This window comes from Roseateles oligotrophus (genome assembly GCF_014204525.1).
GTDB lineage: Bacteria > Pseudomonadota > Gammaproteobacteria > Burkholderiales > Burkholderiaceae_C > Paucibacter_A > Paucibacter_A oligotrophus_A.
In genome coordinates this window covers 18,406-37,125 of the sequence record NZ_JACHLP010000001.1, presented here as the reverse complement: position 1 = coordinate 37,125, position 18,720 = coordinate 18,406, and the positions used below count along the sequence as shown (strand labels likewise).

22 protein-coding genes and 1 riboswitch are annotated in these 18,720 nt (G+C 66.0%); of the genes, 3 read left to right on the top strand and 19 right to left on the bottom strand.

Going from position 1 to position 18,720, the window contains the following annotated elements; translation table 11 throughout:
• From HNP55_RS00180 to HNP55_RS00170, 3 genes are read left to right on the top strand one after another with little or no spacing between them, the layout of a single operon-like run.
• Entirely contained in the window at nt 1-885 is an 885-nt protein-coding gene (locus HNP55_RS00180; protein WP_184294788.1) for a DUF692 domain-containing protein, read from the top strand.
• A complete protein-coding gene (locus HNP55_RS00175) occupies nt 872-1,681 on the top strand; it encodes a putative DNA-binding domain-containing protein (RefSeq protein WP_184294786.1) in 810 nt (269 codons plus the stop codon). Before HNP55_RS00180 ends, HNP55_RS00175 begins: the two co-directional genes overlap by 14 nt.
• Nucleotides 1,678-2,214, top strand: coding sequence for a DoxX family protein (locus HNP55_RS00170; RefSeq protein WP_184294783.1), 537 nt, complete (start codon nt 1,678-1,680; stop codon nt 2,212-2,214). Before HNP55_RS00175 ends, HNP55_RS00170 begins: the two co-directional genes overlap by 4 nt.
• Nucleotides 2,215-2,322: 108 nt before the next feature.
• Here the strand turns inward: HNP55_RS00170 and tolA are convergent, their stop codons facing one another.
• From tolA to HNP55_RS00075, 19 genes are all read right to left on the bottom strand, one after another.
• Nucleotides 2,323-3,261 carry a cell envelope integrity protein TolA gene (gene tolA, locus HNP55_RS00165; RefSeq protein WP_184294781.1) on the bottom strand — a complete coding sequence of 313 codons (939 nt, stop codon included), beginning with the start codon at nt 3,259-3,261 and terminating at the stop codon, nt 2,323-2,325.
• 5 nt (nt 3,262-3,266) lie between these two features.
• The gene (gene tolR, locus HNP55_RS00160) at nt 3,267-3,716 is read right to left on the bottom strand and encodes a protein TolR (protein ID WP_184294778.1); all 450 of its coding nucleotides are present in this window, start codon (nt 3,714-3,716) and stop codon (nt 3,267-3,269) included.
• Nucleotides 3,717-3,719: 3 nt separating this feature from the next.
• Nucleotides 3,720-4,418, bottom strand: a complete 699-nt coding sequence (tolQ, locus tag HNP55_RS00155) for a protein TolQ (protein WP_184294775.1) — start codon at nt 4,416-4,418, stop codon at nt 3,720-3,722.
• A gap of 2 nt (nt 4,419-4,420) precedes the next feature.
• Nucleotides 4,421-4,876 (bottom strand): tol-pal system-associated acyl-CoA thioesterase, encoded by a 456-nt coding sequence (gene ybgC / locus HNP55_RS00150; RefSeq protein ID WP_184294772.1) that lies wholly within the window; start codon nt 4,874-4,876, stop codon nt 4,421-4,423.
• Entirely contained in the window at nt 4,873-6,087 is a 1,215-nt protein-coding gene (locus HNP55_RS00145; RefSeq protein WP_184294769.1) for a pyridoxal phosphate-dependent aminotransferase, read from the bottom strand. The genes ybgC and HNP55_RS00145 overlap by 4 nt, the downstream gene beginning before the upstream one ends.
• 17 nt (nt 6,088-6,104) lie before the next feature.
• Complete coding sequence (gene nusB, locus HNP55_RS00140; RefSeq protein ID WP_184294767.1) at nt 6,105-6,617, bottom strand: transcription antitermination factor NusB; 513 nt, start codon at nt 6,615-6,617, stop codon at nt 6,105-6,107.
• Entirely contained in the window at nt 6,614-7,084 is a 471-nt protein-coding gene (gene ribH / locus HNP55_RS00135) for a 6,7-dimethyl-8-ribityllumazine synthase (protein WP_184294764.1), read from the bottom strand. The genes nusB and ribH overlap by 4 nt, the downstream gene beginning before the upstream one ends.
• 36 nt (nt 7,085-7,120) lie before the next feature.
• The gene (gene ribBA, locus HNP55_RS00130; RefSeq protein ID WP_184294761.1) at nt 7,121-8,224 is read right to left on the bottom strand and encodes a bifunctional 3,4-dihydroxy-2-butanone-4-phosphate synthase/GTP cyclohydrolase II; all 1,104 of its coding nucleotides are present in this window, start codon (nt 8,222-8,224) and stop codon (nt 7,121-7,123) included.
• An 83-nt stretch (nt 8,225-8,307) separates the two neighbouring features.
• On the bottom strand, nt 8,308-9,447 hold the full coding sequence (ribD, locus tag HNP55_RS00125; RefSeq protein WP_184294758.1) for a bifunctional diaminohydroxyphosphoribosylaminopyrimidine deaminase/5-amino-6-(5-phosphoribosylamino)uracil reductase RibD: 1,140 nt from the start codon (nt 9,445-9,447) through the stop codon (nt 8,308-8,310).
• Between the two features lie 5 nt (nt 9,448-9,452).
• Nucleotides 9,453-10,436 (bottom strand): recombination-associated protein RdgC, encoded by a 984-nt coding sequence (locus HNP55_RS00120; protein ID WP_184294755.1) that lies wholly within the window; start codon nt 10,434-10,436, stop codon nt 9,453-9,455.
• 103 nt (nt 10,437-10,539) lie between these two features.
• On the bottom strand, nt 10,540-11,751 hold the full coding sequence (locus tag HNP55_RS00115; protein ID WP_184294752.1) for a hypothetical protein: 1,212 nt from the start codon (nt 11,749-11,751) through the stop codon (nt 10,540-10,542).
• Nucleotides 11,748-13,076 (bottom strand): PilX N-terminal domain-containing pilus assembly protein, encoded by a 1,329-nt coding sequence (locus HNP55_RS00110; RefSeq protein WP_184294750.1) that lies wholly within the window; start codon nt 13,074-13,076, stop codon nt 11,748-11,750. Before HNP55_RS00110 ends, HNP55_RS00115 begins: the two co-directional genes overlap by 4 nt.
• Nucleotides 13,073-13,780 (bottom strand): prepilin-type N-terminal cleavage/methylation domain-containing protein, encoded by a 708-nt coding sequence (locus HNP55_RS00105; RefSeq protein WP_184294747.1) that lies wholly within the window; start codon nt 13,778-13,780, stop codon nt 13,073-13,075. Before HNP55_RS00105 ends, HNP55_RS00110 begins: the two co-directional genes overlap by 4 nt.
• The gene (locus HNP55_RS00100; protein ID WP_184294744.1) at nt 13,771-14,367 is read right to left on the bottom strand and encodes a Tfp pilus assembly protein FimT/FimU; all 597 of its coding nucleotides are present in this window, start codon (nt 14,365-14,367) and stop codon (nt 13,771-13,773) included. Before HNP55_RS00100 ends, HNP55_RS00105 begins: the two co-directional genes overlap by 10 nt.
• A complete protein-coding gene (locus tag HNP55_RS24555) occupies nt 14,352-14,873 on the bottom strand; it encodes a type IV pilin protein (protein ID WP_184294741.1) in 522 nt (173 codons plus the stop codon). The genes HNP55_RS00100 and HNP55_RS24555 overlap by 16 nt, the downstream gene beginning before the upstream one ends.
• A 182-nt stretch (nt 14,874-15,055) precedes the next feature.
• Entirely contained in the window at nt 15,056-15,613 is a 558-nt protein-coding gene (locus tag HNP55_RS00090) for a GspH/FimT family pseudopilin (RefSeq protein ID WP_184294738.1), read from the bottom strand.
• A 124-nt stretch (nt 15,614-15,737) separates the two neighbouring features.
• Complete coding sequence (nrdR, locus tag HNP55_RS00085) at nt 15,738-16,181, bottom strand: transcriptional regulator NrdR (RefSeq protein WP_184294735.1); 444 nt, start codon at nt 16,179-16,181, stop codon at nt 15,738-15,740.
• 21 nt (nt 16,182-16,202) lie between these two features.
• On the bottom strand, nt 16,203-17,453 hold the full coding sequence (gene glyA, locus HNP55_RS00080) for a serine hydroxymethyltransferase (RefSeq protein ID WP_184294733.1): 1,251 nt from the start codon (nt 17,451-17,453) through the stop codon (nt 16,203-16,205).
• Between the two features lie 71 nt (nt 17,454-17,524).
• A riboswitch (ZMP/ZTP riboswitch) is annotated at nt 17,525-17,665 on the bottom strand.
• A gap of 37 nt (nt 17,666-17,702) precedes the next feature.
• Nucleotides 17,703-18,572 (bottom strand): lytic transglycosylase domain-containing protein, encoded by an 870-nt coding sequence (locus HNP55_RS00075; protein WP_184294730.1) that lies wholly within the window; start codon nt 18,570-18,572, stop codon nt 17,703-17,705.
• Nucleotides 18,573-18,720 lie beyond the last annotated feature (148 nt).

Sequence of the window (18,720 nt, the reverse complement as noted above, 5' to 3'; positions counted from 1 at the left end):
ATGCTGCGCACTCCAGCAAGCCCGGTGGGCATAGGCTGGCGCCAGCCGCATTACCGGCAACTGATGCAGCAGCGGCCGGCCCTGGGTTTTCTGGAAGTGCATTCCGAGAACTTCTTTGCCGAGGGCGGCGCCGGTCTGGCCCTGCTGAGCCAGGCGCGCGAGCATTACGAGATCAGCCTGCATGGCGTGGGCCTGTCCCTGGGTTCGGCCTGCGGCCTGGACGCCTGGCATCTGGACAAGCTGGCGCGGCTGGTGGAGCGCATCCAGCCCTGCCGGGTCTCCGACCACGCCAGCTTCGCCCGCGTGCCCCAGCCCGGTGGGGCCGGCTTTCAGCATGCCAGCGATCTGCTGCCCATCGCCTTCAGCCGCGCCAGCCTGGACCTGATGGTGACCCATGTGCAGCAGGTGCAGGAGCGGCTGCGCCGGCCCTTGCTGGTGGAAAACCTCAGCGCCTATCTGGGCTGGGCCGAGAGTGCCGGGGACGAGGAGATGAGCGAGCCCGAGTTCTTCAATGCCCTGGCCCAGCGCAGCGGCTGCGGCCTGCTGCTCGATGTCAACAATCTCTTCGTCAATGCGCGCAACCGTGGCGCCGACAAGGCCGAGGCTCAAGCCCAGGCCTGCCGCTGGATGGACGGCCTGCGCCGCGACAGCGTGGCCGAGATCCATCTGGCCGGCCATGCCGAGCTGGAGGGCCTGGTGATCGATGACCATGGCAGCCGCGTCTGCGCCGAGGTCTGGCAGCTCTATGCCCACGCGCTGACGCGCTTCGGCCCGCTGCCGAGCTTGATCGAGTGGGACAGCCATCTGCCGCCGCTGGCCTTGCTGCTGGACGAGGCGCGGCTGGCCGCGCAATGCATGGAGGAGGTTTGTTATGAGCCCGCTTGAGCTGGATGGACGGGCCGAGCTGCAGGCTCGGCAGGCGGCCTTGCTGGCCGCGCTGGCTAGCGGCAGGGGCGCGGTGCCTGGCCTGTGCGGCCTGGGGTCGGCTGGCTTGCAGCGTGGGCTCCAGGCCTACCGCAGCAACGCCCAGGCCCTGGCGGCGCGCGCCCTGGCCGCCGTCTACGGCCCGCTGCATGCATGGCTGGGCGAGGCCTCGTTCGCGGCCATGGCCTGGGCCTTCTGGCGGGCCAGCCCGCCGCAGCGCGGCGATTTGGCCGAGTGGGGCGCGGACTTGGCGGACTTTCTGGCGCGGCAGCCGCAGATGGAGGCCTTGCCCTGCCAGCTGGCCCGGCTGTGCTGGGCCGCCCACCGGGCCGAAGGCTGTGCCGATGGGGTCTTGGACGGCCCATCCCTGCATCTGCTGGCGCAGCTTGAGCCGGCGCGCCTGGGCCTGCGCATGCGGCCCGGCCTGAGCCTGCAGCAGATTTCGCCCGCCGCCTTGCTGCTGTGGCGGGGCGGGGCGGCGGCCGATGAGGACCTCATCGCCGCGGCCCGGATGCTGAGCTGGGTGCCGCAGCCCCTGCTGGTCTGGCGCCAAGCCTGGACGGTGCAGGCGCGTTTTCCGGACCCCGCTGAAGCTGTTTTGTTGCAGGCCTTGCTGGCCGGCTTGGATCTGGACACCGCCTTGCAAAGCGCCTTGCTCATGCAGCCCGACTACGACTTTGGCGTCGTCTTGCAGCGCTGGCTGCGCGAGGAATGCCTTTGGGCTGCGCTTGAAATCAATGCACAGGAATCGCCATGAATATCGCTCTCAATGCTTTCACCGTGCTGCTGCGTCTGCTCTGCGATCCAGGCCGCTCTTCGCTGCGTTCACACGCGGCCCCGGTCTGGCTGAACTGGGTCTTGGCCCAGGCCCAATCACTGGCGCTCCTGCTGGCCAGGTTTTATCTGGCCCAGGTTTTTTTCCTCTCGGGCCTGAGCAAGCTGCGCGACTGGTCCAGCACCCTGGCCTTGTTCGAGGATGAATACCAGGTGCCGTTCTTGCCGCCCGAGCTGGCGGCGTATCTGGGCACGGCCGGGGAGCTGGCCCTGCCCGTCTTGCTGGTGCTGGGTCTGGGCGGGCGTTTTGCCGCCCTGGGCCTCAGCGTGGTCAATCTGGTGGCGGTGGCGAGTCTCAGCGAAATCGCCCCGGCCGCCTTGGCTGGCCATCAGCTCTGGGGCGTTTTGCTGCTGGCGGTGGCCTTGTTCGGGGCGGGGCGCTTCTCGGTGGATGCGCTGATCTTTCGCGTCAGGTCAGAGGGTGTGAACTTTTGTAGCGAGCGGCTGCCAGGCTAGGCGGACGGAGCTGCGGATGCCGGAACGTACTTCCTGTACGTGAGGATTCCGAGCACCGCCCAACGACGCATGGCGGCCGCGCAGTAAAAAGTTCTCACCCTCTCAGGCCTACTCGCGCGGTTTGAAGCTGATGATGAGCACCGAGGGCACGCGGCCGTCGGTATCACGCGGCAGCACGGCCGTCTTGTCGATGGCACGCAGCACGGCGTTATCCCATTCGTTGTCGCCGCTGGCCTTGAGGATTTTGCGGGCGATGATATTGCCGTCCGGCGCGGTGCGCACCTCGACCTCGGCCACCGGGTTGGCGCTGCCGGTGTCGGGGTAGATGATGTTGGGGCGCACGCGGGCCTTGATGCGGCCGGCGTAATTGGCCGAGGGGCCGGAGGACTGCAGGGCCGAGCCGCTGGCGTTGGGGGCGCCGCTGGCGCCGGCCATGCCCTGGATGCGGCGCAGGTTTTCCTGGCGCTGCGCCTCGGCCTTGGCCTCGCGGGCGGCGTCTTTTTTGGCGGCGGCGTCCTTGGCCAGCTTGTCCTGCTTTTGCTTCTCGAGCTTGTCCAGCTTTTCCTGTTTCTGCTTTTCTTTTTCTTCCGCCGCCTTCTTCTCGGCCTTCTCGCGTTCCTTTTCCTTTTTGGCCAGCTCGTCCTTTTTGCGCTGGGCCTCGCGTTCGGCCTCGCGCTTGGCTTCCAGCAGCTCCTGCTTCTTTTTCTCCTTGGCCTTGGCGATGGCGATCTCCGCCTCGCGCTCGGCCTGCAGGTCTTCGGCGGGCGGGGGCGGCGGGGGCGCCTGCACGGGCTTGGGGGGCGGCGTGGGTTCGGGTTCAGGCTCGGGCGGCAACTGCTCCTTGGGCGCGGCGGCCTGCGGCAGGGCCGACCACAGCTCGGCCTCGAAGGCGGGTGGGGTCTCCGTGCGCCAGTGCACGCCGGCGCTCAGCGCGGCCAGCAGGGCGGCGTGGGCGATGGCGGCAATGGCGAAGCCGCGGCCCATGCCGGGATTGTCCGGCGGGCGCAGGGGGTCGAAGGGCAGGGCGGGGCTCAGGCTGCCAGTCATGACGATCAGGGCTTGTGCTCGCTGCTTTCCGCCGAGCCATTGCGCACGGCCAGGCCGACGCGCTGGATGCCGGCGCTCTGCAGAATGTCCATCACCTTGACCACGGCCTCGTACTTGACGCTTTTGTCGGCCGAGATCACCACTGGGGTCGTCGCATCACCGGCTTGGGCCGCCTTGACGCGCTCGGCCAAACGGCTGATCTGCAGGGACTCGGGCTCCTGCTTGTCCAGCTTGAGCTTGAGCTTTTCGTCGGCGCCGACGATGACGTGGATCACATGCTGGGGCTGGGTCTTGCTGCGGCCCACGCTGGGCAGGTCGACCAGGCCGGTGGTGATCAGCGGGGCGCTGACCATGAAGATGATGAGCAGCACCAACATCACGTCGATGAAGGGCACCATATTGATTTCATTGATGGTGCGGCGGCGCCGCGAACCGCGCGAGCTGATGGCAGCCATGGCTTAGCGGCTTTGGCCGGCCGTGGTCACGGGCTGGCTGGCGTTGCGCTGCAGGATGTTGCTGAACTCCTCGATGAAGGACTCCAGCGTGATGGCGCTGCGGTCGATCTGGCGGGCGAAGCGGTTGTAGGCCAGCACGGCGGGGATGGCGGCGAACAGGCCGATGGCCGTGGCCACCAGGGCTTCGGCGATGCCGGGGGCCACCGTGGCCAGGGTCACCTGCTGCAGATTGGACAGGCCGACGAAGGCGTGCATGATGCCCCAGATGGTGCCGAACAGACCCACATAGGGCGAGACCGAGCCGACCGAGGCGAGGAAGGAGAGATGGCTTTCCATCGCGTCCAGCTCGCGCTGGAAGCTGGCGCGCATGGCGCGGCGGGCGCCGTCCAGCAAGGCCGTGGGCTCGCTGACACGCCGCTCACGTAACTTCAAAAATTCACGCATGCCGGAGGCGAAGATGCGCTCCAGCGGTGCGCCCTCGGTCTTGTTGGCCACGCCGTTGTACAGATCGTTGAGGTTTTTGCCCGACCAGAACTCCTGCTCGAAGGCCTCGTTGCCGCTGTTGATGCGCGAGATGGCGGTGAACTTGCTGAAGATCACGCTCCAGCTGGCCAGGGACATGAAGAGCAGGGCGGCAATCACCAGCTGCACGGGCAGGCTGGCATGCAGGATCAGGGCGACGATGGAGAGATCTTGGTTCATTGCTAGGACTTTTGGTTCTCGATCGCCTCGATCAAGGAGGCGGGAATGCGGCAGGGTTTGAAGTCTAGTGGCTCGCTGGCCGGGCTTGTGCGAGGGCTGTCGTCGTCCACATTGCTGCGCACGCAGCCGATGCGGATCTCGCCCTCGGCCAGCAGGGTCTCGCCCCGCCAGGCCTGCTGGAACAAGACCATGCTGGCCCGGCCCAGCTCGCGCGCCTCGACCGTGATGCGCAGCCAGTCGTCCAGCCGGGCCGGGCGCAGATACTTCATTTGCGTGCTGCCGACGATGAACATCACCCGCTCGCGATGCCGCATGGCTTCTTGCTCGAAGCCCAGGCCGCGCAGCCACTCGGTGCGGGCGCGTTCGAAGAACTTGAGGTAGTTGGCATAGAAGACCACGCCACCGGCGTCGGTGTCTTCCCAGTAGATGCGCAGGGAATGCTGGAACAGAAGACTCATGAAGGACGGGCGGCGTGGGAGCGGCGGTAGCGGGGCAGCAGCTGAGCCAGGCGGGCGACGGTTTCCTGCAGGTCAAGCATGCTGCTGGCGAAGGACAGGCGCAGCCAGCGCTCCACGCCCTGGCGGCCAAAGTCGCGGCCCGGGGTCAGTGCAATCTGGGCGCTACGCATCAGCTCGAAGGCGAGGTCCCAGCTATTGGCGCAGAACTCGCTGCAATCGATCCAGACGTAGAAGGCGCCGTCGGGCTGGACCGGTACCCGCAGGCCCAGGGCTTGCAAGGCCGGCACGATGAAGTCGCGGCGGGTGCGGAACTCCTCGCGGCGCTGCTCGTAAATCGCCAATGCTGCGGGTTCGAAGCAGGCCAGGGCGGCATGCTGGGCGATGCTGGAGGGGCAGATGAAGAAGTTCTGCGCCAGCTTTTCGATCGGCGCCACCAGGGCCGGCGGCAGCACCAGCCAGCCCAGGCGCCAGCCCGTCATGCCGAAGTATTTGGAGAAGCTGTTGACCGAGACCACATCCTCGCCCAGCTCTAAGGCCGAGGCCGCAAAGCGTGGGTCGTAGCTGAGGCCCAGATAGATCTCGTCGACGATGGTGAGGCCGCCGCGCTCGCGCACCGCCGCCACGATGGCGCGCAGCTCGGCCGGTTCAATCGAGGTGCCGGTGGGGTTGCTGGGCGAGGCCAGCAGCACGCCGCGTGTGTGCGCGTTCCAGGCCTGGCGGATCTGCGCGCTGCTGGGCTGGAAGCGCTGCTCGGGCCCGGTGGGCAGCAAGACCGGCGTGGCATCGGTGGCGGCCACGAAATGGCGGTTGCAGGGGTAGCAGGGGTCGGGCATCAGCACCTCGTCGCCGGCCTCGAACAAGGCCTGGCAGACGAGTTGCAGGCCGGCCGAGGCGCCGGCCGTGATGGCGATGCGCTCGGGCGCGATGTTCAGCCCGTAGCGCTGCAAATACCAGTGAGACAGGGCTTGCCGCAGGGCGGGCAGGCCCAGGGCCGGGGTGTACTGGGTCTGGCCGCCCTCGATGCAGCGCTGTGCGGCGGCTTGCACCATGGGCGTTGCGCCAAAATCCGGCTCGCCGATGTTCAGGTAAATCATGCGCCGGCCGCCCTGGGCCGGGTCGCACAGCGGGCCGCGCGCGATCTCGGCGGCGGCCTTGGCACATTCCATCACGTAAAAGGGCTCGATCTGGTCGAGCCTGGCGGCCAGTTTCATCGCTAGGACGGTCGGTCTCAGACCTTGCGCTTGGGCACGGCCGCGACCTCGCGAGGGCGCAGATCGGTGGCCGAGCGGTCCAGCACGCCGTTGACGTATTTGTGGCCGTCGGTGCCGCCGAAGGACTTGGCCAGCTCCACCGCCTCGTTGATCGCCACCTTGTAGGGGATGTCGATACAGTGCTTGAGTTCGTAGGCGCCAATCATCAGCACACCATGTTCGATGGGTGAGAGTTCGGTAGTCTTGCGATCCACATGGCGGGCCAGCACGGCGTCCAGATCGGCGGCTTCGAGGATGCAGCCGTTCAGCAAGGCGTCGAAATGGCTGCGGTCGGCCTTGTCGAAGTCCTCTTGCTCGCGCATATGGGCGTCGATGGTGGCGACGTCGTCACCGGTGATCAGCCATTGGTAGAGACCTTGCAGGGCCAGTTCGCGCGAGCGGCGGCGGGCCGATTTGGGCTGGGCGCGTTTGCTCGCGGTTTTCTTGGCCGGGGCAGGCGTGGGGCTGGTGGCGCTGTCGTTCGTGCTCACTGAAGTTCTTCCATCAAATTGGCCATCTCGACCGCTACTCGGGCCGCGTCGCGGCCTTTTTCTTCGGCTCGCGCCCAAGCTTGTTCTTCGTTTTCGACCGTCAGGATTGCGTTGGCAATCGGGGTCTGGAAATCCAGGGCGATGCGGGTCACGGCGGCGCCGCTTTCGTTGGCGACCAGTTCGAAGTGATAGGTCTCGCCGCGGATGATGCAGCCCAGGGCGACCAGGGCGTCGTAGTCCTCGCTATCGGCCATGGCTTGCAGGGCCACCGGCACTTCCAGCGCGCCGGGCACCGTCACGTGGCGGATATGGTTCTCGCTCACGCCCAGGGCCCGCAACTCGGCCACGCAGGCCTCGGCCAGGGCCTGGGTGATGGCCTGGTTGAAGCGCGCTTGCACGATGCCAATGCGCAGGTCCTCACCTTGGAGGGAGGCCGCCGTGGCCATGCCTTTGTCGGATCCTTGCATATTCGCTTGCTCTCTTCTTTTTGGGGGATGGGGTGTTCAGGCTTGCGCGTCGGCGGCCACAAAGCCGGTGACTTCCAGGCCGTAGCCGGTCATGCTGGGCATGCGGCGCGGGCTGCCCAGCAGGCGCATGCGCTGCACGCCCAACTCGCGCAGGATCTGGGCGCCGACGCCGTAGGTGCGCAGGTCCATGATCTTGGCCGGGGCGGCTTCGCTGGCTTGCTCGGGCAGCAGGCGGCCGAGCAGGCTGGCGGCGTCGTCGCCGCAGTTGAGCAAGACGGCGACGCCGCCGCTGCTCTTCTTCAGCTCGGCCAGGGCGGCGGGCAGGGGCCAGGAATGGCCGCCGGCCTGCGTGTCCAGCAGGTCCAGTACCGAAAGAGGTTCGTGCACACGCACCAGCACCTCGTCGCTGGGTTCCCAAGCACCGTGGCTCAGGGCCAGATGGGTGGCACCGGTGCGGTCCTGGAAGACGCTGCAATCGAACTCGCCCTGGGCGGTCTGCAATTTGCGCTCGCCGACGCGTTGGACCAAGGTCTCGTTGCGGCTGCGGTGTTCGATCAGGTCGGCGATGGTGCCGATCTTCAGGCCATGCTCCTTGGCGAATTCGACCAGATCGGGCAGGCGGGCCATGGTGCCGTCGTCCTTCATGATCTCGCAGATCACGGCGGCGGGCGTCAGGCCGGCCATCTTGGACAGATCGCAGCCGGCTTCGGTATGGCCGGCGCGCATCAGCACGCCGCCGTCCTGGGCTTGCAGGGGGAAGATGTGGCCGGGCTGGACCAGGTCACGGGCCTGGGCGTCGCGGGCCACGGCGGCCTGCACGGTGCGGGCGCGGTCGGCGGCGGAGATGCCGGTGCTGACGCCGGTGGCGGCCTCGATGGAGACCGTGAAGGCCGTCGCATGCTTGGTGCCGTTGCGGCTGGCCATGGGCGGCAGATTGAGCCGCTCGCAGCGTTCGCGGGTGAGGGTCAGGCAGATCAGGCCGCGGCCGAACCTGGCCATGAAATTGATCGCCTCGGGGGTGACGTGGTCGGCCGCGAGGACGAGGTCGCCCTCGTTTTCGCGGTCCTCTTCGTCAACCAGGATAACCATGCGGCCAGCGGCCAGCTCGGCAACGAGCTCGTGTACGGGTGAGATGGGCATCCCGCGATTGTAGGCGGGCGCGAGCCTGCTCTGGGTTTAAACCCTAGACCCCGTGCTCAATCCCAGCAGCTTTTGCTTGCGGCTCAGGCCGAGCTTGCTGCTCGCCTGGCTCGTAGGCGCAGGTCGGCGCCGATGGGCGAGCATTCAAGCCAGCGCCATTGCAGGGCCTGGTCCAGGCTTTGGAATTCACCGATCTCGGCCAGCCCCAAGCCGGCGCCCAGCATTTTGGGCGCCAGATAGAGCAGCAATTCGTCCACCAGGCCCTCGCGCAGCAGGGAGCCATTGAGCTTGGCGCCGGCTTCGACGTGCAGCTCGTTGATGCCGCGCCGGCCCAGGTCCTTGAGCACGTCCGCCAGCTCGACCTTGCCCTGGGCATTGGGCAGGCGGCTGAGTTCGGCGCCGGCGGCTTGCAGGGCGGCGGCGTTGGGCTGCGTGTCGGGATCGACGGCGCAGTAGATCAGGACCTGGCCCTCGGCCTCGAAAATCCTGGCCTGGGGCGGGGTTTGCAGGCGCGAGTCGATCACCACCCGCATGGGTTGCCGGGCCGTGGGCAGCAGGCGCACATCCAGGCGCGGGTCGTCGTCGCGCAGCGTGCCGTAGCCGGTCAGCACGGCGCCGGCGCGGCGGCGCCAGGCGTGGCCGTCGCTGCGCGCGGCGCTAGCGGTGATCCACTGGCTCTGGCCGTTGCGCAAGGCGGTCTGGCCGTCCAGCGAGGCGGCGATCTTCAGGCGCACAAAGGGCTGACCGCGCTGCATGCGGGAGAAAAAGCCGATATTGAGTTCGCGCGCGGCCTCGGCCAGCAGGCCGGTCTCGGTCTGGATGCCGGCGGCGGCGAGCCGGGCCATGCCCTGGCCCGCCACCAGCGGGTTGGGGTCCACCAGGGCGGCCACCACCCGGCCCAAGCCGGCGGCGACCAGGGCCTCGCAGCAGGGCGGTGTGCGGCCGTGGTGGGCGCAGGGCTCCAGCGTGACGTAGGCGGTAGCGCCGCGCAGGTCCGCGCCGCGGGCCTGGGCGTCGCGCAAGGCCATCACCTCGGCATGGGCCTGGCCGGCGGCCTGGGTGTGGCCACTGCCCAGCACCCGGCCCCGGGCGTCGGTGATGACGCAGCCGACCCTGGGGTTGGGCTCGCTGAGGCCTATGGCCTGCTCGGCCAGGGCCAGGGCATGCTGCATGGCGCTGAGGTCATCGGCATGCTGTTCGGGCCAGAGGGGCTTGCCGGTCATGCGCGTCAGTCCCAGGGGGCGGCTTCGGCGGCCACGGGTTCAAGGGCGGCGGCGCCAGGCACGGGCAGGGCGGCCAGGGCGGCGCCGGCGGCCAGGAAGTCGTGCTCGCCGCCCAGGCCTTCCAGCAGTTCGGGGATCAGCTTGCTCAGCTCGCCGGTGGCCAGGGCGGCATCGGCGTCGAAGGCTTCGTCTTTTTCGGGCGAGTCGCGGCCTTCGAAAGCCAGGTCCAGGAAGGCGATCTTCTTGATCTGCAAGGTGTCGGTGAGCATGAAGGAGACGCGGTCCTTCCAGCTCATGGCCAGGCGGGTGGGGGCTTTGCCGCCGGCCAGATGCTGACGCACTTCCTCGATGTCCAGGGCATGGCGGGCGTAGCGCACCACGGACTTCATCTCGTCGCCGCTCTTGAGTTCGCACTCGCGGTCTATGCTGAAGCCGGCGGGCGGCACGCCGTCCATCAGCCAGGCCGTCATGCAGACGGCGGGGGACTCGGCGGTTTGCAGCAGGTGCAGATTCAGGCCGGGCAATTCCTTGATCAGCAGGGTGACCACCTCTTCGGCGCGGCTGGCACTGCTGGCGTCAATCATCAGCAGTTGCAGGGCCGGGGCGATCCAGACCTTGATGCTGGACTGCTTGGTGAAGGCCATGGGCAGCAGCTCCAGCGTGGCCTGTTCCTTCAATTCCTTGCTCTGCTTTTTGCCGGGCTTGCGGCCGGTCTCCAGCTCGACCCGGGCGGCCATTTCATCGACGCGACGCTTGACCACCGAGCCGGGCAGCACCCGCTGCTCCAGCTTGAGCTTCATCAGCCAGTGGCCGCCGATGTCTTCGACCAGGGGGGCGTGGGGGATGTCGCGCGGCGGAGCCCAGCCCATGGACTGGGCCTGGGTGGCGCCGCACTCGACGAAGACGGTCTTCTCGAGGGCTTCTTCAATCTGCGGGACGGTGGCCTGCCAGTTCGGGCCGATGCGGTAAACCATCAGGTTTTTGAACACTGCTGCAATCCTTTGCGCTTTCATGGTCCGGGTTCGTGCCGGAAAAGCGGCGATTGTCTCAGGCTTGGCGGGCGGTTTGGATTTGATGGGCCGCGCCGGTACTTCAGGGGCTTGCGGTCTGGTGGGGCTCGGTGGCGGTATTGCTGAACCAGCCCTGGCTGGGGTCGACGGCATGGCCGCTGGGGCATTGCTCGCCGCTGGGGATGACCAGGAAGTTCTGGCGGCTCAGCGCGGCGCCGACCGAGACGTAGTCGGCGGGGTGTTCGGCATTGCCGATCTTGTTGTCGCCGTCATAGTCGGCGCTGTAGCGGCAGATGGTCTTGGCGCTGGGGCCGCTCAGGGGAATATCCACGATGTTGAGGCGGCCGCTCCAGAGCGTGCTGGTGCTGATCTTGGGGTAGACGATGCAGTAATAGGCCACAAAGGTCTGGGTGCTCGGCAGGCTGTAGGGGGCGTCGTGGAAGCATTGGTAGCTGGGCAGCAGCGTGGGTTCGTCGCTGCGCAGCAGTTCCAGATTCATGGGCAGGGCCGTGCCCACCGGCTTGCCGGGGTCGCTGGGCGAGGCGGCCGAGAAGCGGACAAAACCACTCAGCAAAAAGCCCAGTGCGTTGTCCCGGCAGGCCTCGATATCGATGGGCGAGATGTCGGCAACCGGGGTGTTGGGCAGATTGCAGACGCCGGTGATCACGCCCGTCAGATTGTTGAAGACCCAGACCGTGGCGGTGCTGGGTGAGGGGCGGAAGACGCTGCTCTTGTCGCCCAGGTCTTTGGCGTTCAGGGGGATGGCGCCGTCGCGGCCGCCGGGGCGGCGCACCGGCGTGGCGTCCGGGGCCAGGCCCAGGGCGACGCCTAGCGAGGGCGGGCTGCGCGACAAAATGCTGTCCAGCGTGACGATTTGCGCGCCCTCGCTGCGGTCGGTCCAAGTCACGCTGACCCGTATGTCTTTTCTCTGCGTCTCCAGCAGATCGAGCGGCGAGTCGATCGTGCGCACGACGGTGAAGTTGGTGTTGCTACCGGCATCGGTGTTGAGGGTTCTGGCGAGGATATCGTCAAAGGCCAGGACATTGGGGTCTGCGTTGACAGGGGGCGTTGCCAGCGAAAAGCTGCGCAGCCACTCCATTTCCTGCTGGGCCAGGCGCACGGCCTCCCCTCTTTGCTTGGCCAGGTCGGCGCTGCGCCGCATGCTGTTTTGCAGGCCTGCCAGGGCCAGCATGCCAAAGGCCATGATGAGCAAGGCGAGCAGGGCTTCGAGCAGGGCCACGCCACGCGGCTGCCGGGCCGGTCGATGAGAGGGCGGGTTAGGGCGCTTGTTCATGGCGAGTCAAACCAACTGCCGGGCACGCGGATAAAGCTGCCCGTTCGATTGCTCAGTTCATCCATCACCGCGCCCTCGTACCAAAGGTCAATGACTCCGCTGGTACTGAGCGCCCCGGCCACCAGCATCGCGCCCCGGAGTTGGGCCGGCATGGCGCTGCCATTGGCCCAGTCAAGATTGCCGTTGGCGAACAGCAGGCCGGTGAGGCGCATGGGGCCGTTCAGCTGCACGGCGCCATCGGCCACGATCAGCATGGGGCGGCTGTCCGTGCCCAGGCTGACATTGCTATTGATGGTGAGCGGGCCGGCAATCCAGGCCATGCGCACGCCGGCGTCATAGGCTTGCTGCAACGCCGGGCCGCAATCGCCGGCCGGGCAGAGGATGCGGCGCAGGGCCGCCTGATCGCGGTAGCTCTCCATGCCCATGCCGAAATACATGCCGAATAAGGCCGGGCCTTTTTTTGCCATGCCGTCGGCGTTTTTCAGACTGGGGTCGTCGAGGAGCAGGGCCTGGCGGCCCGGTGTGCCGGGCAGGCTTTCCAGGCGGTTTTCATCGAGGCCGCTGATCTGGCCGCTGCCCAGGGCCGAGCTGAGCAAGAGGCCATTGCTGCGCGGCGCGCTGCTGTGCAGGCCCAGCCCCGCGCCGCCCAGATTCATCGCGCCGGTGATCGTCAGGGGCGCTGCGGGCGGATTTTTCAGGGCGCTGAGCAGGGCCAGGTCTACCGATGCCGTGCTGACTCCAACAGAGGCTTGGACGGCGAAATTGCCTTGTTCGTTACATTCCGCGCTGCCGCTGCTGGAGCAGCCGGTGGAAATCAGGCGAATGACGCCGGGGCGAGGAATGGTGGCGGGCAGCGGGCCGGGTGTGGCGGAGGTGAAGGACAGGGCGAAGCGGGGTTGCAGGTTTGGTGCGTCATTCAAGGCCGCCTGGGCGGGGAGGGCGCCATTCGGGCAGCGGCAAGTCCAGCCGGTAGCCTCATTGCGGACGCAGTCGGCGACTTGTTTCTTGTAGGTCACGGGTGCGACCACGGTCCGGTCGCCGGCCTGGATCGTCAGATAGCGTTCGCGAAAGCCGTTGGCACCGGCGGCATCCGCTTGGCAGGTGGCGTCTATCTTGACGCCATTGAGCAGGGCGATCGCCCATTCAATGCCCGCCTCGGCCGCCTCCTGCGAAACCCCGGCGCGAAAATAATTGCTGGCGATCTTTTGTTCAAAGATCAGATTGCGGCTGCCATAGGCCGCCATCATGGCCATGATGAGAAACAGCACCATCACCACGACCAGGGTGGCCGTACCTTGCTGCTGCCGGGCCGTGCCGGGCTTCATGGCGCGCAAACCCCGGTGACGAGCTCGTTGCGCATGCGGTCGTTGACCTTCAAGCTGCGCACAACTTGCGGGTCATGCTTGGCTTGGGCGCTGAGGGTGATTTCAAAGTAGTTGATCGTCAGCTGCGGTGGGCAGTTGGCCAGGCCGGCGCAGGGCCGCTCGCAAAGTTCGGGCAGGGGCAGGACTTGCGGTTTGAGCACGACGCTGAACTGGGTGACCAGCAAGACTTCGGGGTCGGTCAGGGGCTGCCAGTTGTTGTTGGTGAACTCAAATTGCAGGACCTTGTTGGCGACACGGAAGCCAAAGCGTTCCTGGTCACTGGATTTATTGTCTTCGGCGGCAGCGCTGTCGACGGAATAGCTGTAGCTCACCTGGTTTTGATTTGGACTGACGGAGGTGCGCTTGGCGTAGTCGTTTTCTTGCAGGGGCGCCGGTGAACCGGCGGCCCAAACAAACTGTGCCGACTGCCGCATCGCCCCCGCCCGGCGCAACTCGCGCAATATCAAGTCCGCTGCCGCCCGCAAGTCCTGCTGCACCTGGGTTTCCAGCAGCAAGCGGCGGTGTTCGGACAGTTGCTGGGTCATCATCAGGCTGGCGCCCGCCACCACAATCATGCCGACCGTGATGCCCACCATCATCTCGATCAGGCTCAGGCCTTGCTGGGTGAGGGCGGCGCCGGCGCGCGGGGGGTGTTTCAGACGCATGGCTGAACTCCGGTGAAGCTGCCGTCCGGACAGCAGAGCTTGACCCGTCCCATGCCATTGAGTTCGATCTGCAGCTTGGGCTGGCTGCCTCGGCTGCTCGCAACCAGGACCTTCAGCTCGGGCGCCGAGGGGACCATGTGCAGCGGGGAAAACTGTAGCCCGGTGAGGCCGCTGGAAATCGCCAGAGGTGCTAGCACCTTGATCGTGACGCCGGTGCTGCTGGGGATCTGGGCGGTTTTGATCTCGGTCAGCCCGATGGTGCCTGCACAGGCGCTGCCCACTTCGCGGCTGCAGTCGCAGCGGTCAATCGGGCCGGTGCGTTGAACGATCAGATAGCAGCTCATCACCGGGCTTTGCTGAAAGTAGGTGTGGATGCCATAGGATTTCAGGCCCGACTCGGACCTAGCAAAGGCCAGATCGCTGACCAACTCGGCCGCAATCAGCTGAACTCGCTTGCGTGCAAGCATGTCGCCGAAGGACGGGATGGCCACGGCCAGCACAATGCCCAGCACGGCGATGACCACCATCAGTTCCACCAGGGACAGGCCCCGGGGGTCACGGTGACTGATGTTCAGCTGGGCCAGCATTTGGATTTGCTGTCGTTGCCGGCGCTGTCCTGCGCCTGGTATTTCAGATTGCCCCCGCTCATTTCTACCGACATCTGGGCGCAATCGCTGTCATGGGCCTGGGGGCTACCGGAAACGGCCTGTGCCTTTGCAATAAAGCCGAAGCTGTAGCTGGGCGGGTCGCCGACACCGCTCAGGCTCAGCTGGTAGTGCCCGCCGGGCGACAAGCCATTGTTCAGGCCCAGCTTCAAGTCGTCCAGAACGCTGAGGTAGTTGCTGCGATTACTGCGCATGCGCTCCTGTGCCTGGGCAATGGCGCTGAGTGCGCTGATGGCGTCCGAGCGCCGGCTCTTGGCCACTTGCTTTTGATAGCTGGGCAGGGCCACGGCCATCAAGATGCCCACGATCACCAGGACGAACATCAGCTCAATCAAGGTGAAGCCGCGAGTTTTGGGCCAAGCCCTTGCCTTGCCCGGCCGCCATTGCTTGGGCCGTGTATTTGGCGACTGACTGCAGGCAGGCTTCATGGCCGGATTATGGAAAGGCGTCTGCGAATTGGCTGTCAGTAGTTTGCGCCGCTCATCGCTCCAAAACAACCGCTGATCGCATGCTAAGCAAACCCGTGACATCCCCAAGCTTGAAGCTTGATTTGTCGCTTGGTCTGGACATGTCCGCATGAGCTGGCCGGGGTGACTCTTGCGGATATGGGTCAGCATGTCGGGTACTGGCCCATGCTGGCGTTGGGGCTGCAGCTGCGTACCCGGCCTGCAATGCTGATGATTTGCCGAACGCTGTCGCCGTCCTGGGTGCTGAGGTCGATGCTGGCGGCGGGTGTGACGGCGCCTTGCTTGGCGCTGAAACTCAGGTGGCTGGACTTGGTTTTCAGGCCTATCTTCTGCTGGCTGGGCAGCCACTGGGATTTGATGGCCTTGGCGCCACCGGTGCAGACGGGCGCTCCGCTGGCATCGCATTGGCATTGCTTGGCCGGACCGCTGTAGATGATGTAGCAGGCGCCCTGGCTTTGTTGGTCAAAGTCCAGATGGACGCTGTTGGTGCTGAGCAAGGCCTCATGGCGGGCCTGCTTCAAGTCCAGCATCAAGGTCTGGGCCAGCAGGTTCAGGCGTTGCCGCTGCTTCATGCGCTCCAGGGACGGGACGGCTTGCGATAGCAGCACGGCGCTGATGCACAAGCAGGTCAGCAGCTCGATCAGGCTCAGACCTCGGCTGTGCTGCTTGCTGGACCTTTGGCTGAACTTGATGGCGCGCATTTCGGACTCCTGTAGAACTTGCTCGGTGCGATGAGCAAAATCTAGGCGTTCGATGCGGCGACTTCTGTCCTGCTGATGGGGGCAGGGGCTCCCTCCGATGGGGGAGGAGGGGGAAGCCGGGGGGTTAAATTTCCCGGATCAGCTTGTGGAATTCGTCCACGTCTTCAAAGCTGCGGTAGACCGAGGCGAAGCGCACATAGGCGACTTTGTCTATGCGCTTGAGTTCGCGCATGACCAACTCACCCAGGCGGGTGGAGGGCAGCTCGCGGGCGCCGCTGGTCAGCAGGGTTTCTTCGATCTTGGCCAGGGCGGCGTCGATCTGTTCGATGCTCACCGGCCGCTTGCGCAGGGCCAGTTGCATGGAGGCGCGCAGCTTCTTGGCATCGAAGTCGGCGCGGGTACCGTCCTTTTTGACCACCACGGGCAGGGCGATTTCAGCCCGCTCGTAGGTGGTGAAGCGTTTGTCGCAGGCCAGGCAACGGCGACGCCGCCGCACCACATCGCCTTCATCCGACTCACGTGTCTCGGCGACCTGGGTTTCGGTATGACTGCAAAAGGGGCAACGCATCGCCGGGCTGGCCTTTGACGGTTAGCGGTAGACGGGGAAATCGCGGGTCAATGCGGCCACCTTGGCGCGCACGGCTTCGAGATTGGCTTCGTCATGCGGCTTGTCCAGCACGTCGGCGATCAGGTGGGCGGTCAGGCGCACTTGTTCTTCCTTGAAGCCACGCGTGGTCATGGCCGGTGTGCCCAGGCGGATGCCGCTGGTGACCATGGGCTTTTGCGGGTCGTTGGGGATGCCGTTCTTGTTGCAGGTCATGTGGGCCGCGCCCAGGATGGCCTCGGCTTCCTTGCCGGTCAGGTTCTTGGGGCGCAGGTCGACCAGCATCACATGGCTTTCGGTGCCGCCCGAGACGATGCGCAGGCCGCGCTCGATCAGGGTGTCGGCCAGCACCTTGGCGTTCTTGACGACTTGCGCCTGATAGGCCTTGAACTCGGGCGTCAGCGCTTCCTTGAAGGCCACGGCCTTGCCGGCGATGACGTGCATCAGCGGGCCGCCCTGGATGCCGGGGAAGATGGCCGAGTTGATCTTCTTGGCGATCGCTTCGTCATTGCACAGGATGATGCCGCCGCGCGGGCCGCGCAGGCTCTTGTGGGTGGTGGAGGTCACCACATCGGCATGGGGCACCGGGTTGGGGTAGACGCCGGCGGCGATCAGGCCGGCGTAATGGGCCATGTCCACCATGAAGTAGGCGCCGATTTCCTTGGCGATCTTGCCAAAGCGCTCGAAGTCGATGCGCAGGCTATAGGCCGAGGCGCCGGCGATGATGAGCTTGGGCTTTTTCTCGCGCGCCAGGGCTTCCATGGCTTCGTAGTCGATCTCTTCCTTGGCATTCAGGCCGTAGGAGATGACGTTGAACCACTTGCCGCTCATATTCAGCGCCATGCCATGGGTCAGGTGGCCGCCTTCGGCCAGGCTCATGCCCATGATGGTGTCGCCGGGTTGCAGCAGAGCAAAGAACACGCCCTGATTGGCTTGCGAGCCCGAATTGGGCTGCACATTGGCGAAGTTGGCGCCGTAGAGCTGCTTCAGACGGTCGATGGCCAGTTGCTCGACCACGTCCACGTATTCGCAGCCGCCGTAGTAGCGCTTGCCTGGGTAGCCTTCGGCGTACTTATTGGTGAGCTGGCTGCCTTGGGCCTGCATCACGGCCGGCGAGGTGTAGTTCTCGGAGGCGATCAGCTCGATATGGTCTTCTTGACGCTGGTTCTCGTTCTGAACAGCGGCCCACAGATCGGGGTCAACTTGGGCAAGAGTAGAGGTGCTGCGATCAAACATGATGGTGGCGGTGCTGTTGAAGTGGAGTCTCTGGCGAGCGCAAACCCAGGCTTGAACCCGGAAATACGCTGCAGAACTGCCCAGGCGAACGGCTTGATGCGGGCCAGGATTTGGCTCCTGGATCGTTCGCGCTTCCCGGTGGTCCACCACCTCGGGTCGAGTAGCTTGGCTAGAAGCCGCTCGACCCTCTATCGCCAGTCGCGCGAAGCGTGCAGTGTAGCCTCAGCCGAGGCCTCGTCGCACCAGCTCTTACTGAACCAAGGCGACCTTTTCGGTCTGCACCGGGCTGTCGCCGCTTGCCAGGGGGCTGGCACTGGCCAGGGGCACGGGCGGGGTGTCGCGCATGGGCTTGGGCGGCACGGGGCGGCCGGTGGCCACGCTCTTCATCTGGCCGTGGATCTCCATGACCCGTGCGGCATAGCCTGCGTCATCCGGCAGGTTGGCCGCGCCGACGTAGTAACGCAGGCCTTCCTCGACACTGCCCGCGCGCTGTATGCATTCCCGCAGCACCTGCACGCCGACACGCAAATTGGTGATGGGATCAAAGGCGGCCAGATTGCCGCCAAAGGCCTCGTATTTGTCGTTGTGCACGCTGGTCATCACCTGCATCAAGCCTTGCGCGCCCACGGGGCTTTGCGCAAAGGGGTTGAAGCTGGATTCCACGGCCATGATGGCCAGGATCAGCGTGGGTTCGACCTGCGCTTTCTGGCCGATCGCCCAGGCTTCCTGGACCAGGCGGCTGATGGGCTCGGGCGCTACCTTGTAGCGGCGTGACAGCCACATGGCCACGGCCGCCTGCTGGCGCGGCAGATCCTTGGGGTCGGCCGCGGTGGCGCGCTCGACGGCACTGGGCTCGGCGGCCGACAGCGGGGCGCTGCCGTCGGCCTGGGCGCGCGCTTCCTCGCGGGCATTGAGCCAGCCCAGGGCTTGCTCTTCGACGTTCTTGCGCAGATCGGCCTGGCTGGCAAACACCAGGCCCAGGGCCACGACGGCCAGACCTACCAGGGCCAAACTGTTATGACTGACGACCAACAAGCCTTGGCCTATGTCCTTGATGAACAAGGACAGGGTGGCACGAGTGCCACGAGCCAGGGATAAAAGATCACGACGTGCTGTCATGCGACTCCTTCGTTCTGCTGCGTCCGGGGCTGGACCGAGGTCCGGCCTTCGAGGCGCGACAGTGATAATCGGCCGATCCATCCACTTGAACGCCCTCGCCAGGAGGCAAGAGCCTTGACGTCAAGTGGTCGACCTTCATCGGCAGCGG